The organism is Gorillibacterium terrae (genome assembly GCF_051594785.1).
Lineage (GTDB): Bacteria > Bacillota > Bacilli > Paenibacillales > NBRC-103111 > Gorillibacterium.
The window spans coordinates 242,022-257,529 of sequence record NZ_JBPPGI010000003.1 but is presented as its reverse complement, the minus strand read 5'-3'; the positions used below and the strand labels follow the sequence as shown (position 1 = coordinate 257,529).

The window sequence follows — 15,508 nt, the reverse complement described above, 5'->3', positions numbered from 1 at the left end:
CTAATCCCAGGTGTCAATATGTATAAGCAAGGAGAGCCATCAGATTGTCGAAGGAGTAGGCCTCCTGCGTCGGTTCGTTGCCGAACGCGCCGTTCAGGGGACTGGCCGGGTCTTCGATTTGAAAACCCTTCATCCGATTCAGGCTGTTTCGGTACAGCTCTCCATCCTTCCGTTCGGCGCCGATCATCGCGGTCAGGGCGTAGATCGCCGTCGACTCGACCTTCGACAGCGGCTCGCCCTCCCGGCTGTAGGCGCCGTAGAGCGTCCCGTCCGCCACCCGCTCTCGGATGAAGCGAATACTCGCCTCCCGTTCGCGGCCGATCTCGGTCAGATGAAGCACCGTGAGCAGCGATTCGACGGTGTTGATCCGTTCGGACCGGTATCCCTTCTCTCCGTATACATACCGCGTTTCATAGAAAGGGAAACGGTCGGACAAATAGCCGTTCTCCACCGTCGTGAGCGCAGTCGCTGCCACCGCCTTCGGGCCCGCCGTTTCCGGCAGCCTCAGCAGCGTGCGGAAATCGGCGTAGCACAGGGTGAGGAAGCCGTTCGCGAGCCCGGCGGCTCCGTCGTAGAAATCCCGTAGCTCGCCGTCCGGGGCGTTGTAGCGGAGCAGCCGCTCGCCGTATCGGTCCGCCTCGCGGGTGTACGAGCGGTCCTCGAACGCCTCGCCCGCTTCGTAGAGAGCCCGGATCAGCCGCAGATCGTCCACGGCGGCGTTCACGGTATAAGCCTTCCCGAGCTTGGGGCTGTAGCGGTAGCTGAAGCCCCAAGCCCGGTCGAAGGTCGCCTTCGCCGTCTGCCAGGCGGCGGCAAAGCCGGCGGCATCGCCGGAGCGGGCGGCGATCCGCAGGGAGAGCGAGGCGGACTCGCTCAGCACTTCGTGCCCGGTCGCCTGCTCGGCCGACTGTTCGGTGTCGAGGTAGTTGGTATACACGCCGGAGGGGCCGGTCATCGCCTCCCGGACAAATCGGCGTACGGCCTCCGCCCCGCTCTGGACGCCGCCGACCGTCGTTCCGAAGCGGGCAGCAAGGAGCGGGCCCGGCGCAGGCAGGGCGGTTGCCGCCTCGTCAGGTCCTGGCGAAACGGTTTGCGTCGGCCCGACGGCAGGGCCCTCTTCGGACAGGGGAGACGAAGCGGCCAGCGTCGGTTCCGGCGAGGACGTCGAAACCGCCGTCTGCGGGCCTCGGCAGCCCGCGAGCAGCGGCAGCAGAGCGAGCGGCAGGAGCAGCAGCCCGATTCGTTTGATTCGCATGGTCACTCTCCCGGGTTCGCCCATCCGTCAGCGAAGGTTATCCCGCCTCCGTGCCCCCGCGTTCGCCGCAGGAGGCTTGAATCCAGATCGGCACCCGTTCTTCGGGAATGGGCTTGCTGATGTAGTATCCTTGTATTTTATCACAATTCATCCGCTTCAAATCCTCCAACTGCGCCCCCGTCTCCACGCCCTCCGCCGTCACTTCGAGTCCGAGGTTATGCCCGATGGAGACGATCGATTGCGCCAGCGGCTCCCCGCTGTGCTCGCCGCCCAGTGCGTCGATGAACGACTTGTCGATCTTCAGCGAGGTGATCGGCAGCTGCTTCAGGTAGCTGAGCGAGGAATACCCCGTCCCGAAGTCGTCCAGGGCGATCCGCACCCCAAGCTGCTGCAGGAACTCCAGCTTGTTCATGATCGCCTCGAACGATTCCATGAAGATGGATTCGGTGATCTCCAATTGCAGCCGAGAGGGATCCAGGCCCGTATGGGTGAGAACCTTGCCCACCATCTCGAGGAAATCCTCCTGAATGAGCTGAATCAGCGAAATGTTGACGGAGACGATATACGGGCGGTGACCCGTCTCGTGCAGAGAAGTCATGAAGCGGCAGGCCGAGGTCAAGACCCACTCGCCGATCGGAATGATCAGCCGGCAGTCCTCGGCCACTCCGACGAAGGTAAGCGGCGAGACGAAGCCAAGCTCGGGGCTGTCCCAGCGCAGCAGAGCCTCGAAGCCCCAGACCTCGCCGCTCGCGATGTCGGCGATCGGCTGATAGTACAGCTTCAGCTCGTTGCGCCCCATGGCGTCGCGCAGGTGGCGCTCGATGCGCATCCGCTCGTCGAACACATGCTGCATCTCCTGCTCGTACAGCACATAGCCGGCCTTGCCCGCTTCCTTCGCGCGGTACATGGCGACGTCGGCCTTTTGCAGCAGCTCGTCCGCCGTCGTGCCGTTCTCGGGAAAGCAGGCGATGCCGATGCTGACCGACACGTGGAGCAGGCTTCCGTGCAGGACGAACGGCTCCTTCACCGCCTGCAGGAGACGCTCGGCCAGGTCAAGCGCCTCCTGCTTGGAGGCGATGTCGCGCATGAAGATGACGTATTCGTCCCCGCCGAAGCGGTAGTGGTCCTGGCGCGGGCCGGCCAGCCCCGCGATCCGTTCGCTAAAGGCGGCGAGCAGCTGGTCGCCGATCGAGTGGCCCATCGTATCGTTGATGTACTTGAAGTTGTCCAGGTCAAGGAACAGAAGCGCCGCCGCAGCCCGCTTGTTCTCTTCGGTGAAGCGGGCGAGCGCCTCGATCAGCGACCGCTTGTTGGGCAGACCGCTCAAGGTATCGTTGTAGGCGAGCTCGCGGTACTTTTCCTCGCTGCGGATCAGCATCGTCTGGTTCTCCACCAGCTTGTTGTACTGCTCCAGAAGCTCGGCCTGCACGGCGGTCAGCTCCTCATAGGTGGACTCCAGCTCCTGATAGCTGTCTTGAAGCCTCACCTCGAAGTCCTTGCGGTCGGAGACATCGGTCATCGACCCGGCAAACCGGATCGGCACGCCGTGATCGTCGCGCAGCACCTTGCCCTTGACCTGGAACCATTTGTAAATGCCCGCCTTGGATAGCAAGCGATATTCGCAGAAGTAATAAGGCGTCTTCCCGTTCAGATGCTCGCGCTTGTTCCTCGCCTCGACGGGCCGGTCGTCGGGATGGATGATCTCCCGCCAGCCCCCCCGCTCCTCGTCCAGCTCCCCGCGTTCGTACCCCAGCAGCTCGTACCAGATCTCCGAGAAATAGTATTGCTGCTTCATCATATCCAGGTCCCAGATGACGGCGGCCGACCCGTTTGTGGCCAGGGCGAACCGTTCGTTGCTCTGCTCCAGCTTCCGCCTAATGCGGCGGACCTGATCGACATAGAATAGCAGAATCGCGATGAACAGCAGCAGCACGGCAAACGCGGCGACCGTGCCGATGACGAGCGTTCGGTAGGTTCGGTAAAAGGAAAAGGGACGGTTGAGAATCTCGCTGCCCTCGGGCAGCCGGGACACCGGGACGCCGAATCGCTTCAGCTCCTTGTAATCGAACGCGAGCCGGTTTGTGTAACCGGCATTGAACGGGATGCCGGACGCCGGTTCCCCGTTCAGGATGCGCAGCCCCAGGTTGGCCGCGGCCTCTCCCTGCCGATCGCCGCTGATCAGGCTGCCGCCGAAGCCTCCATTGTCCATTCCGAAATTGTAGATGTGGTAGACGGGCACCTTGCTCACCCGGCTGAGGTCCTTGACGAGCGCATCGAATTCGAGCGGAGTTCCCGTCGAGTCCTGAAAATACGTGGTGGCGAGCACGATGCTGTCGCCGGGCAGCGTCTTCGCCAGATCGAGAAGCTCCGTGCGCGTGAGCCCGTTCATGGGGATGCCGGTCAGTTGGGGAAATTGCTTGCGGAGGGTGTTCAGAACAATCTCGCCGGTGGATGCCCCGCTCTCGGAGTTATCGAACAGGACGTAGACCTTCTTCAGCTTCGGATTTACTTGGAGGGCCGCCTTCAGCGTACCCGTCGGGTCGATTGTCTCCAGAACCCCCGTCACGTTGGAATAGCCCCGGGTCAGCCGTTCGGCGCTGACCTCGTTGATGCCGCTGAAGACAATCGGCGCTCCGCTGAACAGGCGAGAGCGGTTTTTGAGCGCGAACTCCAAGGCGACGTCGTCGGTGGCCATAACCAGATCGAGAGGAACCGATTGATATTTCGCCTGCATCCGTTCGAAGAAGAAATCGAGGTTAAGGAGATCGGGATATCGCTTCCAGTCCATGTATTCCGTATACAGGACCGCATAGCCCTTGCTCTGCTTGATCCGCTTGGAGAAGCCCTCCGTCTGTTCATCCGTCCATTCCAGGCCCTTGTGGTAGGAATTGAGGATCAGGATCCGGGGGGTCTCGGGAAGGTCCGATTCCGCAGCCGCGTGAGGCAAAAGCAGGAGGAGGCTCGGCAGGAGCAGGGCCGCGAGCAGGATCGCAGGCTTAAGGAATCGCAAGGTTCTTTTCACTCCGATGGCACCTCCCGGGCGTGGCTCTCTGGGGTAAAAAAACGATTCGTTTCGACAATATTCTTTAATTCGCTGTCTGGCCGCATCCTCCTTCCGCTTGTTTAAAATTACTCTATTTTTTCGAATAGCTTCGGGAACCGGGTATAATCTCCGCCTTAGGACATACCTTGGAACAAAAAGGAGGAATCCGCCATGCCCTATGAGTACAGCGTCGCTCTGATCGCCGTCGCGTTTGCCGCATTGGCCGTGTTTGCCATTCTCGCCATCCGGCGGATGATGAGATCGCTTGACGAAACCAGCAAGACCTTGAGCGAGGTGCGGGCCGCCGTATCGGGACTGTCCCGGGAAGCCGAAGACATTCTCGGAGAAGCCGCCCTGATCACCGAAGACGTCCGGGGGAAGATCAAAGCGGTCGATCCGATCGTAGCTACCGTCCAGGAGGCGGGAGAGGTTCTGCACACGGTGGCCCATTCGGTGAAGGAAGCCACCGCCTCGCTGGGCTCGGGTCTGGCGGCGGAACGGACAGAAGCTGCAGACCCGGAGCCCGGCGCAGCAAGACCGGGTTCCCGCTCCGTTAACCCTGCGTCCCACGAGGCCAGCCCGGGGTCCGGTTCGGGACCGCAGCGGGTGAACATCCACATCAAATAACGCTCCGCATGGGAACCCCTCCTCCCGTTCATCCTAGGGAGAAAAAGGGGGAATGAACATGAACCGGGTGATTCTCCCGGACGGCGTCGATCCCATGCGGACCGCCGCCTCGAATGTCCTCCTGCTCGAATCGGCCGCGCGGCCGGGCTGGGTGCTGGTGGATGCGGGCATGCCGGGCTTCGCCGCCGCCGTCGCCGACAAGGCGGCCAAGCGGTTCGGCGGCCAAGCGCCGGCGGCCATCGTGCTGACGCACGGCCACTTTGACCACGTCGGTTCGCTAGCCGGTCTGCTGCGGCGGTGGGACGTGCCAGTCTATGCCCACGAGCGCGAGCTGCCCTTCCTCACCGGCCGGGCCGATTACCCGGCCGGTGATGAGATCGGCGGCAGCAGCCTCGTGCTCCGCGTGACGCCCCGCTGCCCCCACCGGGGCATCGACCTCGGCGAACGGGTGAAGCCCTTGCCCGCCGACGGCTCGGTGCCCGGGCTGCCGGACTGGCGGTGGCTGGCCACGCCCGGCCATTCGCCCGGGCACGTCTCGCTGTTCCGTCCGGCGGACCGGACGCTGGCCGCAGGCGACGCCCTGTTGACGGTGAAGCCGGAGGCGGCTTTCACCGTGCTTCCGGCGGAGGGCGGGCTGAACGGCCCGCCGCTGCCCTTCACCGACGATTGGGACGAAGCGGCGGAATCGATTCTCCGGCTCGTCGGGCTGAAGCCCCGGCTGGTTCTGCCCGGACACGGCCTGCCGCTCGGCGGCCGGCTCCTGCGCGAGAGCCTCCGCCGTCTCGAAGCGGACGGCTGGCGACGGCCTCAACCGATCCCTTAGCGGAAATACTCCGACCGACGAGCCGCCCTCTCCGATTTTGGGAGATGGGCGGCTCGTTTCGGGGCGGCTTCGGGCCGCTTCTTCGGAAAAAGGAGGAAAGCGAGCGCCCGCGGCGAAATTCTCCTTAAGAGAGCAGCTTTCATGCATAAGGAGGTGGACTTGCCGATGATTGCGCAGATCAGCGCGGCCGTTGCGGCGGTGAGCCTGGCGGCCGTGTCGTGGTTTCTGATCGGACTCCTCCGGCAAGCCCGGTCGTCGATCGGCCGAATGGAGCAAACAGTAGCCCGGCTGGAACAGCAGGTCGGAAGCTTGAGCGAGGAATCGGTGAAGCTGGTGCAGCAGGTTCAAGCCATCACCGACAACGTGCAGGCGAAGCTGAACGCCGCCGACGCTCTGTTCCGCTCGATGGAGCAGGTCGGAGCGGCGGTGTCGCAGGCGGCGGGCAGCGTCCGCCAGGTTTCGGCCGCGGTGACAAGCGCCGCCGAGGAGGCCGACAAGCGGGTGCGCAGCAACCGCTCGCGGGTAACCGCCGCGCTGGAGTGGACCTCCGCCGGCGTTCGGCTGTGGCGCGGCTGGCAGGCGGAGCGCAAGGAACGGGCCATCGCCCGGGAAGAACGGGAGGAGAGGAACGGATGACGGAGGATAACCGGAAAGGCGGCGGCTTCCTGCTGGGAGTCGCCATCGGCGCAGCGGTCGGAGCGGCGGCCGCTCTGCTGTTCGCCCCCAAGGCGGGCAAGGATTTGCGGCGGGACGCGGCCGACACCGTCCGATCGGCCGGCGAGAAGACGCGCGAGCTGGCGGCGGAGGCCGGCCACAAGGCGAAGGAAACCGCCAAGCTGGCCGGCGAGACGGCCGTCGACCTCGGCGGCAAGGCCGTGGACGTCGCCGTGCAGGCGGCGCATACCGCGGCGGCCGTCAAGAGCAACGTCCAGGGCTGGGTCAAGGACCTGCGGTCGCCCGGCCTGATCGACATCACCCCGCCGCGGCCGTCCGGCGCGGCGGCGACAGGGCCCGCACCCGGCGGAGCAGCCGACGCCGCACTCGGTGCGACGCCTCCGGCGGACGCCGCCGTTGCGGAGCCGTCGTCTGCGGCATCGCCGGAAGCGGCTGAGTCCGATCCTTCCTGACGCAGCGGAATCACAGCGCAAGCAAGCCCTGTCCTCCCCTCGGAGACACAGGGCTTGCTTTTGTTTGCGGCTGTTCAATTTCCCGTCCCCGCGCGGTTCCCGCGACTCCCGGTTTCTGCTACAATGATGAAAATATCCGCGAGGACTAGGGGGTAACGGTTCATGAAATACAAAAGCACGCGGGGCGGGGTCTCGGGAATCGGCTTCATCGACGCGGTCCTGATGGGGCTTGCCGACGACGGCGGCCTGCTCGTTCCCGAATCGATTCCCCAGGTGGGAGAAGAGACGCTCCGGCAGTGGCGGGGTCTGAGCTACCCGGAGCTGGCGCTGGAGGTGCTCTCGCTCTTTATCGGCGACGAAATTCCCCGGCCGGAGCTCAAGGCGCTCCTCGACGCCAGCTACGGAACGTTCCGCGACCCGGAGGTCACGCCGCTCGTCCGGCTTCGCGAGGACCTGGCGGTGCTGGAGCTGTTTCATGGCCCGACCTTCGCGTTCAAGGACGTCGCCCTGCAATTTCTCGGCCAGCTCTATGCCTACATCGCCCGCAAGACCGGGTCGGTGATTCACATCCTCGGCGCAACCTCCGGGGATACCGGGGCTTCCGCCATCGAGGGCGTGCGCGGCAAGGAAGGCATCCGCATCTGCGTGCTCCATCCCGACGGCAAGGTCAGCCGGGTGCAGGAGCTGCAGATGACCACGGTCAACGACGCCAACGTGCTCAACCTGGCCGTCGACGGCACCTTCGACGACTGCCAGCGGATCATCAAGGAGTTGTTCGCCGATGTGGAGTTTAAACGCAGCTATCACCTGCGGGCGATCAATTCGATCAACATCGCGCGCCTGTTGGCGCAGACCGTCTATTATTTCTATGCGGCGCTGAAGCTGACCGGCGAGGGAGCCGCCGCCCCCCGCTTCAGCGTGCCGACGGGCAATTTCGGCGATATCTTCGCCGGTTACCTCGCCGAACGCATGGGGCTCGCCGTCGGCAAGCTGATTCTCGCCACCAACGAGAACAACATCCTCGAGCGCTTCGTCCGCGAGGGTGTGTACCGGCCCGGCGAGTTCCGCAGCACCCACAGCCCGTCGATGGACATCCAGGTGGCGAGCAATTTCGAGCGGTTCCTCTATTACCTCTACGAGGAGGATGCCGCAGCGGTCTCTGCCTTCATGGCGCGGCTGAAGACGGACGGCGAGATCGCCATTCCGGCGGACAAGCGCGCCGCCGTTCAGGGAATCTTCGACGCCTACGGGGTACAGAACCAGGAGTGCCTCGACGCGATCCGGGAATGCCATGCAAGCACCGGCTATCTGCTCGATCCGCATACCGCCTGCGGCGTCGCGGCGGCGGAGCGGCTGGCGAAGGGAGAACTCACCGTAGCGCTGGCGACCGCCCACCCGGCCAAATTCGACGAGTCCATCCGCCTCACCGGCATCGGCCAGACCTTCCCGCCCGCCATCTCCGGACTCTTCGATAAATCCCGGCACGTGACCCGGGCCGACGGCTCCGAGGAAGCGGTCAAGGCCGAGCTGCTCCGCTTCTTCTAAACGGCTGAACGGCGGAAAGCCGGCGGCTCCCGTTCCATAAACGCACCGCCCCCGTTCCGGCAGGAAACGGGGCCGGTGCGTTTGGCAATACCGGCCTGTCGGGCAGGCCGCCGGCCGGGAAGCGGAGGGCGGCCGCTGCCTGCGCAGTCCGTTTGGTGCAGGCGTTAAGCCGTCGGCGGGATAACCGGCAGTTCGGCCGCCTGCGGGCGGACCGAGCCGGATTTGCGCAGGTCGGCGATAAGCCAGACAACCGCAGCGAGCAGCGCGGCGACGACGAGGCTGTCGAACAGGACGGAGGCTTGATCTTTCACGAGGAACTGCGTGAAGTCATGCAGGAAGTGGAAGGCCATGAGCGGCAGCAGGCTCCGGTGCTTGACGAACAACAGCGCGAGCGCCAGACCGACAAGCAGCGCGTAAGCGAGCTGGAGCAGGGTCGCGGGCAGGCTCTGGCCGCCCACCAGATTGAGCAGATGCGTCAGCGAGAACAGCAGGGCGGAGCCGAGAACGGCCGTGCGGACCCCGCGGGGCAGCAGAAGATTCAGGATCAGCCCCCGGTAGATCGTCTCCTCGACGAAGGCGACCAACAGCGCCAGACCGCAGAGAGACAGCACGGCGAAGGCGGATCGGGGCTCGAAGCCGTTCACCAAACCATTGGTTAAGACCACGAGGACATCGGCCGCGAGCGGCACGTACAGGAGCAGCTCCTTCCGCGGCACGCCGGTCAGCCCGCGAAACCCGAAGCGCAGGTAGCGCTTGCCCGTGAGAAGATAGACGGCGAGCAGCAGTGCGATCGGCACGAAGGCATACGGAACGGGCGACTCATCGGTCTTTCCGCTTATGGAGAGGTAAGCCCCCGCCGAGAATAGAGCTATAAACAAGCCAAGCTCCACGAGGACAACCGTCCAAATCGGATGCTTCGCGGTAAACCCCGGACTTTTCGTTTCCTTCTTCATTTCCTGCTGCGGTGACTTCATCGCTTTTTTTCCCCTTCGTCCCGATTTTCTTGCTCCAGCTCGTGAATCCAATTCTCTACCATATCCAGCAGCCGAATCCCATACGTCAAAACGGAGACTCGGCAGGCATACTGCTGCGGATCCTCCAGGGCCTCGGTCTCCCGGTTGACGATGTCTTTCACCGCGCCGAGCTTGCCCTGTTCCGCCTTCAGCTGTCCCCGGAAGGCGGCGAGGCGGAGAAGCCTTTGTTCCTTCTCCAAATAATCGTAGAAGAAAATCTTGATCATGTGATCGTTGCGCGCGCGGGAGAGCGGTTCGCTCAGCCAGGCGAGAAAACGATCCCGGCCTTCCGGCAGCAGGGTATAAATCTTCTTGTTCTTGCTGTCCCCCGCTTCGTTCATCGCAAGCAGCCCCTGCCCGGACAGCCGGCGGAGCGCCGGGTACAAGCTGCCGAAGCTCGCCGTGTAAAAGAATCCGATCGACAGGTCGATGGTCCGCTTAATCTCGTATCCCGTCTGAGGCCCTTCCATCAGGATGCCCAGCACGACTTCGTCCATCATGGGCGTGTCCCCCTTGTATCGTTACGATATATCGAGTTGATACATTGATTATGGCTCAGCCCGTTGGAATTGTCAACCATTATGTGAACGCAAAAAAACCGGAGGCTGTCCGCCCCCGGTCCCTGCCGGATTCTATTTCAACGACCCTCCGAAGGTGTCTCCGTCCTCCAGCCGACCCGAATCGAAGCCCTTGCGAAACCAGCTCATCCGCTGCTCGGAGGTGCCGTGGGTGAAGCTGTCGGGCACGGCGTAGCCCCGGGCTTTCTTCTGAATGGTGTCGTCTCCGACGGCGCTCGCCGCCGTCATGGCCTCCTCCAGGTCGCCCGCTTCCAGCAGGTTCTTCCCTTGGGCGTAATGGGCCCACACCCCGGCGTAATAGTCCGCCTGCAGCTCCAGCTTGACCGAATACTTGTTGTATTCCGTCTCGCTCAGCTTGTTCCGAAGCGCGTTCACCTGCCCGCTTGTCCCCAGCAGGTTCTGAACGTGATGGCCGACCTCGTGAGCGATGACATACGCCATGGCGAAATCTCCCGGAGCCTGGAATTGGTCCTTCAACTCCTGATAGAAGCTGAGGTCGATATACAGCTTCTCGTCCGCCGAGCAGTAAAAGGGCCCGACCGCCGAACTCGCCGTCCCGCAGCCCGATTGCACCGAGTCCCGGTAAAGCACCAGAGTCGGATCGGTGTAGGTGCGGTTGTAGCGGGTGAATACCTCCGACCAGACATCCTCGGTATCCGCCAGCACGACCGACACGAACTGGGCCAGCTCCTTCTCCTCGGCGCTTTCTGTATAAGGCTGACTCGCCTGGCTGCCGGTGCCGCCCGTAGACAGAACCCCGCTCAGAATATCGAGCGGGTTGCCGCCGCTCAGCAGCGTGACCAGCAGGATGACGATGATCCCGCCGGCTCCTCCCCCTGCAAGCTTGCCGAAGCCGCCCAACCCCGCACCGCCCGATGCCCGGCGATCCTCCACATTCCCGCTTGCCCGCCTGCCCTGCCATCTCATCTCCAACGCCCCCTGGTCCCAGAATCTTGGGCGCCCGCCGCTTCCGCGAGAGAAGAGACGGACGCCGCCGTTATTCTCCTATACCCGTTATTGCCGGTTTGATAGCAGGAGGCCTTGCGCCTTTCCAGGTAACGATAGGCGTCCAGGCTGCCCTTGAAGCGCGTCCTGATTTAGGCTGCTGCGGTTCGTTCCCATACGAGACCCCACACATTCCCAGCTAAAAAGAGAAGATTGCACTCCCTGCGCACGCATTCGCTTTCGCCCGAAGCGGACGAAAAGGCACTAGGAATTTTCGTTCAAGGAAGTTTCGTTCAAGCAATTTTCACTAGACCGACCGTCGGTCTGGAGCATACAATGAGGGTGCGCAGGGATATTTTACCGAGCGCCAAGAGGAGGAATTCCATGAGCCGCGTCGTCAAAACGTCCGAATCCCGTAAAGCCGAGATTATGGACGCCGCCGAGGCCTTATTCGTGCAAAAGGGCTTCGAACGCGTTCCCGTCCAGGAGCTGCTGGAGTCGGTCGGAATCGCCAAGGGCACCTTCTATCACCATTTCGCTTCCAAGGAAGAGCTGCTGAACGCCATTCTCGAGCGGACGCTGGAGGGGATCGGCGAGCTGGCGGAGGCGGTAGCCGCCAACCCCGACATGACGGCCCCGGCCAAGCTGCAGGCCATGCTCGGCGTGATTTTCTCGACCGGCGGCGAGCGCCGGGGAATGACGCTCGATCCGGACGACGACCGCCATCTGGTCATGCACCTCAAGCTGACCCGCCTGTTCTACGCCAAGCTGGAGCCGGCGCTTGCCGCGGTCACCCGGCAGGGAATCGCCGAGGGCGTCTTCCGCACCGGAGACCCGGACGACGTCACCGCCATCCTGCTGCGCGGCATCACCGGCTTCATCCATCTCCACTTCCGGGAGATGGCCGACCCCGGGACCGCCGCCCGCTGCATGGCCAGCGTCAAGCTCGTCCTTGACCGCGTGCTCGGCATGCACGGCGAACCGCCGCAGCTGCAAGCGGCGCCCGCTCCAACGCCCAATAAGGAGGCTCGCCCATGAAGGCCCAACGCATCCGTCGCGGCCTCTTATGGCTGTCTTTTGTCCTCCTGCCGGTTACGCTGAATTATTTCTCGCCCTACCTCATCCTCGACGGCCTGTTCCGGGGAATCCTCGCCGGAGCGTTCCTCGTCTGGGCCGGATTTGCCGTTACCTCGCTGTTCGTGGGGCGGGCCGCCTGCGCGTACATCTGCCCGTACGGCGGCTTGCAGATGACGATGGACCGGGCCTTCGGCCGTCCGCTCAGGCAGGTTCGCTGGCTTCGCTCCTTCCGGTACCTCCTGGGCTTGGTCTGGGCAGCCCTTATTCTCTATCCGCTCATCGAAGGAGCGGTTCGGGACACGCTGACCCTCTCGCCGCTCTACCTGACGGAGCATATCATCTCCGCCGACAGCGCGTCGAAGCTGATCTTCTGTTATGTCATCATCGCCCTCCTGGCGGTTCTTCCGCTTTTTCTCGGCAAGCGGGCCACCTGCCATTACCTCTGCCCGATGTCCATCCTGAACGTCGCGGGCAGCCGGCTGAAGAACCGCCTTAATCTGCCGTCCCTGCGCCTCATGGCCGATCAGGACCGCTGCGTCTCCTGCCGCAAATGCGACAAGGTCTGCGCCATGAGCCTTCCCGTCTCGGAGATGGTCCGCTGCGGACGGCCCGACCACCCGGACTGCATCCTCTGCGGGGAATGCTCCGCCGCCTGCGGTACGGGCGCCGTGAAGCGGACTTGGGCTCCCCGTTCGGCCGAGGAACGGCAGCGCGCCGCCGCCGGACGAACGGCTATCGCGCCTGTCCGGCGCGGGCAAAGCCGGTAAGCCGCCGGAACCCGCGCAGACCGGCCAATAGGGCCGACGGCGACCGTGCCGCTCCTTCGCTCCGCTGACGCCGCCGCTCTTCGCCATCCGCTGACGCCGCACTCTTCGCCACCCGCAAATCTGCCGCCTGTTCCCGGGCGGCTTTTTCCCGTCCAGGCCCGTGCCCCCTCACCGGCATCCGCCGGAAATTCCCAGCATCTAGAAAAAACAAACCTAACATCTAAAGTTTCCCGCCTTGTCGAAAGCGGTTTCGCCAGTAATAATGAAACCATACTTCTTCTAGGGGGTTATGAAGTTGGCTCATTCCGCCAAGCGTCTCACTGCGTTGGTCCTCACCGGCGCGCTCGCCGTCGGGCTCGCCGCCTGCGGCAACACGAAGGAAGCCTCTCCGTCCGCATCGTCGGGCGGTGACTCTTCCAAGGATTCCGGCAAGAAAATCACGATTACCTTCCAGAACATCTACACCGATCCCGCCACCCCGTCCTACAAAATGCTTCACGCCCTCGTCGACGACTACCAGAAGCAGCATCCCAACATCCACATCGAGCTGGACAGCCTGAACACCGACCAGCAGAAGACCAAGCTGAAGACGCAGGCCGCCTCCAAGGAAGTGCCGGACATCACCATCGTCAACCCGTCGGCCCAGATGAAGCCGTTCGTCGATGCGGGCCTGCTCGCTCCGCTGAACGACATCCTCGACCAGAACGGCCTGAAGGACACCTACCAATCCGGCCTGCTGGATTACTACAGCTTCAACGGAAACGTGTATGGGCTTCCCGACGGCAATAACATCGAGGTCGTGTATTACAACAAGGACCTGTTCGCCCAGGCGGGCATCGACAAGACTCCGGCGACCTTCGAAGAAATGCTGCAGGATGTGAAGACGCTCAAGGCCAAGGGGATCACCCCGCTCGCCATCGGCGAAAAGGATTCCTGGACCGGCTCTTTCCTGTTTATGAACATCCTGCTGCGCACGAACGGCGGCCCCGGCTTCCTGAAGGACGTCGTCGACGGCAAGAAGAAATTCGACGATCCCGCCTTCGTCGCCGCCGTGAACGCCTTCCAGGACCTGGTGCAGGCGGGAGCCTTCCCGGATGGGGCGACCTCCATCGACGCCACCGCCGGCGGCAACATCTTCAAGACCGGCAAGGCGGCCATGTGGGTCATCGGCTCCTGGGAAACCGGCGCGATCGACGCTTCCTCCGTGGCCGGCAAGGTCGGCGCCTTCCAGTTCCCGACCGTCGGCGGCAAGGGCGACCCGAATGAATTCATGCTCGCCCCCGGCAGCGCCTTCGCGGTATCGGCCGGCAGCGCCCATCTGAAGGAAACCAAGGAATTCCTGAGCTACTTCGCGCTCAACCTGCCGAAGAAGCAGTTCGAGCTGAAGAACGCGGTCGGCCTCGGCCAGAAGGTCGACGGCGATCTGAAGGCGGCCGGGTACTCCGACCTCGCCATCACCATCGCCGGTCTGTTCAATAACGTCAAGGGCGGCGACATCGCCTTCGACAATACGATGAACCCGGCCACCGCTCAGGCTCACCTGAACAGCATCCAGAACCTGTTCGTTCAGAAGACCGATCCGGCGCAGGTGGTCAGCGAGCATCAAACCGCTTTCGACGCCAACAACAAATAACCCGACCGGGCAGGCCGTGCCTTCTACCCGTGGCCTCCATCCGCTCCTCCCTGCGAATGGACGACAGCCATACGGGCGGAGGGACGGCCTGCATGCGGCAACCCCGGAGCTGCCGGGCTGCCGGGCTGTTGGGCTGTTGCAACCCGATCCCGCAAGGAGGCGCTAGCCGTGAAAGTGTTGAAGGTCTCCGCCGGTACGATAGCCGTATTCGTGCTGCCGTGCCTCTTGCTCTACCTCTGCCTGGTCTTTGTCCCGATTCTGGTCTCCCTGTTCATCGGCCTCTTCGACTGGAACGGCATCGCCAGCTTTTCGACCGCCAAATTCGTCGGGTTGGGCAATTTCAACACGATGTTTTTCCATGACGCCAATTTCTGGCCGTCCGTTCGCCGGACGCTGCTCTACGCCGTCGCCTCGATGGTGGAGATCCCCCTCTGCCTGCTGATGGCCATTCTCCTGAACCGCTTCGTGCGCCGGGGCAACACGCTCGTCACGATCTATTTCACGCCGGTCATCCTGTCGGTCGTCATCATCGGCCAGCTGTGGAAAACCATCTACAACCCGGTCTCCATGGGCGGCATGCTGAACGGCGTGCTGACGTGGCTCGGTCTCGGCGCTTACACGCACAACTGGATCACGGAGCCGAAGATCGCCATGTACGCCCTGTATTTCGTCTCGCTGTGGCAGTATTTTGGCTACCACCTGCTGATTCAGTTCACCGGCATTCAGAACCTTCCCGCGGAAATCTACGAGGCGGCCCGGATCGACGGGGCGGACGGCTTCAAGGCCGACCGGTACATCACGCTTCCCCTGATCGTGCCGATCTTCAAAATATCGATCGTGCTGGCCTTCATCGGCTCGCTGCAGGCGTTCGATCTGGTCATGGTCATGACGGCGGGCGGCCCGGCCCACGCCACGGACGTCATCTCAACGCACATGTACAACAGCTCCTTCCTGTCCCAAAAGTACGGATACGGAAGCGCCATGGCGCTGTTCCTGGTCGGCGTCTGCCTGGTCTTCACCTCGATCATCAACGGAATCTTCAACCGGATCGACCGCAAAGTTAGCTAGAGAGGAG

Annotated in this window: 14 protein-coding genes; 9 read left to right on the top strand and 5 right to left on the bottom strand. The window is 63.3% G+C overall.

Going from position 1 to position 15,508, the window contains the following annotated elements; all coding sequences use genetic code 11:
- Positions 1–13: 13 nt before the first annotated feature.
- Together ACSEXS_RS13790 and ACSEXS_RS13785 are read right to left on the bottom strand one after the other, a co-directional pair.
- Positions 14–1,255 (bottom strand): hypothetical protein, encoded by a 1,242-nt coding sequence (locus ACSEXS_RS13790; RefSeq protein WP_438433812.1) that lies wholly within the window; start codon positions 1,253–1,255, stop codon positions 14–16.
- Between the two features lie 37 nt (positions 1,256–1,292).
- Positions 1,293–4,277 (bottom strand): ABC transporter substrate binding protein, encoded by a 2,985-nt coding sequence (locus tag ACSEXS_RS13785; protein WP_438433811.1) that lies wholly within the window; start codon positions 4,275–4,277, stop codon positions 1,293–1,295.
- Between the two features lie 192 nt (positions 4,278–4,469).
- Between ACSEXS_RS13785 and ACSEXS_RS13780 the strand changes: the two genes are divergently transcribed.
- From ACSEXS_RS13780 to thrC, 5 genes are all read left to right on the top strand, one after another.
- Positions 4,470–4,925, top strand: coding sequence for a DUF948 domain-containing protein (locus ACSEXS_RS13780; RefSeq protein ID WP_438433810.1), 456 nt, complete (start codon positions 4,470–4,472; stop codon positions 4,923–4,925).
- A gap of 58 nt (positions 4,926–4,983) precedes the next feature.
- Positions 4,984–5,748 carry an MBL fold metallo-hydrolase gene (locus tag ACSEXS_RS13775; RefSeq protein WP_438433809.1) on the top strand — a complete coding sequence of 255 codons (765 nt, stop codon included), beginning with the start codon at positions 4,984–4,986 and terminating at the stop codon, positions 5,746–5,748.
- 141 nt (positions 5,749–5,889) lie between these two features.
- Complete coding sequence (locus ACSEXS_RS13770) at positions 5,890–6,384, top strand: DUF948 domain-containing protein (RefSeq protein WP_438433808.1); 495 nt, start codon at positions 5,890–5,892, stop codon at positions 6,382–6,384.
- Entirely contained in the window at positions 6,381–6,875 is a 495-nt protein-coding gene (locus ACSEXS_RS13765; protein ID WP_438433807.1) for a YtxH domain-containing protein, read from the top strand. Before ACSEXS_RS13770 ends, ACSEXS_RS13765 begins: the two co-directional genes overlap by 4 nt.
- Before the next feature lie 162 nt (positions 6,876–7,037).
- Positions 7,038–8,420 carry a threonine synthase gene (thrC, locus tag ACSEXS_RS13760; RefSeq protein WP_438433806.1) on the top strand — a complete coding sequence of 461 codons (1,383 nt, stop codon included), beginning with the start codon at positions 7,038–7,040 and terminating at the stop codon, positions 8,418–8,420.
- Positions 8,421–8,584: 164 nt separating this feature from the next.
- Here thrC and ACSEXS_RS13755 read toward each other — a convergent pair whose 3' ends face one another.
- The 3 genes from ACSEXS_RS13755 to ypfJ form a co-directional block, all read right to left on the bottom strand.
- A complete protein-coding gene (locus ACSEXS_RS13755) occupies positions 8,585–9,394 on the bottom strand; it encodes a CPBP family intramembrane glutamic endopeptidase (RefSeq protein WP_438433805.1) in 810 nt (269 codons plus the stop codon).
- Positions 9,391–9,933 carry a PadR family transcriptional regulator gene (locus ACSEXS_RS13750; RefSeq protein ID WP_438433804.1) on the bottom strand — a complete coding sequence of 181 codons (543 nt, stop codon included), beginning with the start codon at positions 9,931–9,933 and terminating at the stop codon, positions 9,391–9,393. Before ACSEXS_RS13750 ends, ACSEXS_RS13755 begins: the two co-directional genes overlap by 4 nt.
- A 132-nt stretch (positions 9,934–10,065) precedes the next feature.
- Positions 10,066–10,938: a KPN_02809 family neutral zinc metallopeptidase gene (ypfJ, locus tag ACSEXS_RS13745; protein ID WP_438433803.1), complete on the bottom strand. Its 873-nt coding sequence runs from the start codon at positions 10,936–10,938 to the stop codon at positions 10,066–10,068.
- 402 nt (positions 10,939–11,340) lie between these two features.
- Here ypfJ and ACSEXS_RS13740 point away from each other — a divergent pair, with 402 nt between their 5' ends.
- The 4 genes from ACSEXS_RS13740 to ACSEXS_RS13725 all read left to right on the top strand — a co-directional run bounded on the left by ACSEXS_RS13740 (position 11,341) and on the right by ACSEXS_RS13725 (position 15,501).
- The gene (locus ACSEXS_RS13740) at positions 11,341–11,994 is read left to right on the top strand and encodes a TetR/AcrR family transcriptional regulator (RefSeq protein ID WP_438433802.1); all 654 of its coding nucleotides are present in this window, start codon (positions 11,341–11,343) and stop codon (positions 11,992–11,994) included.
- Positions 11,991–12,800, top strand: coding sequence for a 4Fe-4S binding protein (locus ACSEXS_RS13735; RefSeq protein ID WP_438433801.1), 810 nt, complete (start codon positions 11,991–11,993; stop codon positions 12,798–12,800). The genes ACSEXS_RS13740 and ACSEXS_RS13735 overlap by 4 nt, the downstream gene beginning before the upstream one ends.
- Before the next feature lie 295 nt (positions 12,801–13,095).
- Positions 13,096–14,433, top strand: coding sequence for a sugar ABC transporter substrate-binding protein (locus ACSEXS_RS13730; protein WP_438433800.1), 1,338 nt, complete (start codon positions 13,096–13,098; stop codon positions 14,431–14,433).
- Between the two features lie 168 nt (positions 14,434–14,601).
- Positions 14,602–15,501, top strand: coding sequence for a carbohydrate ABC transporter permease (locus tag ACSEXS_RS13725; RefSeq protein ID WP_438433799.1), 900 nt, complete (start codon positions 14,602–14,604; stop codon positions 15,499–15,501).
- Positions 15,502–15,508: the final 7 nt, after the last annotated feature.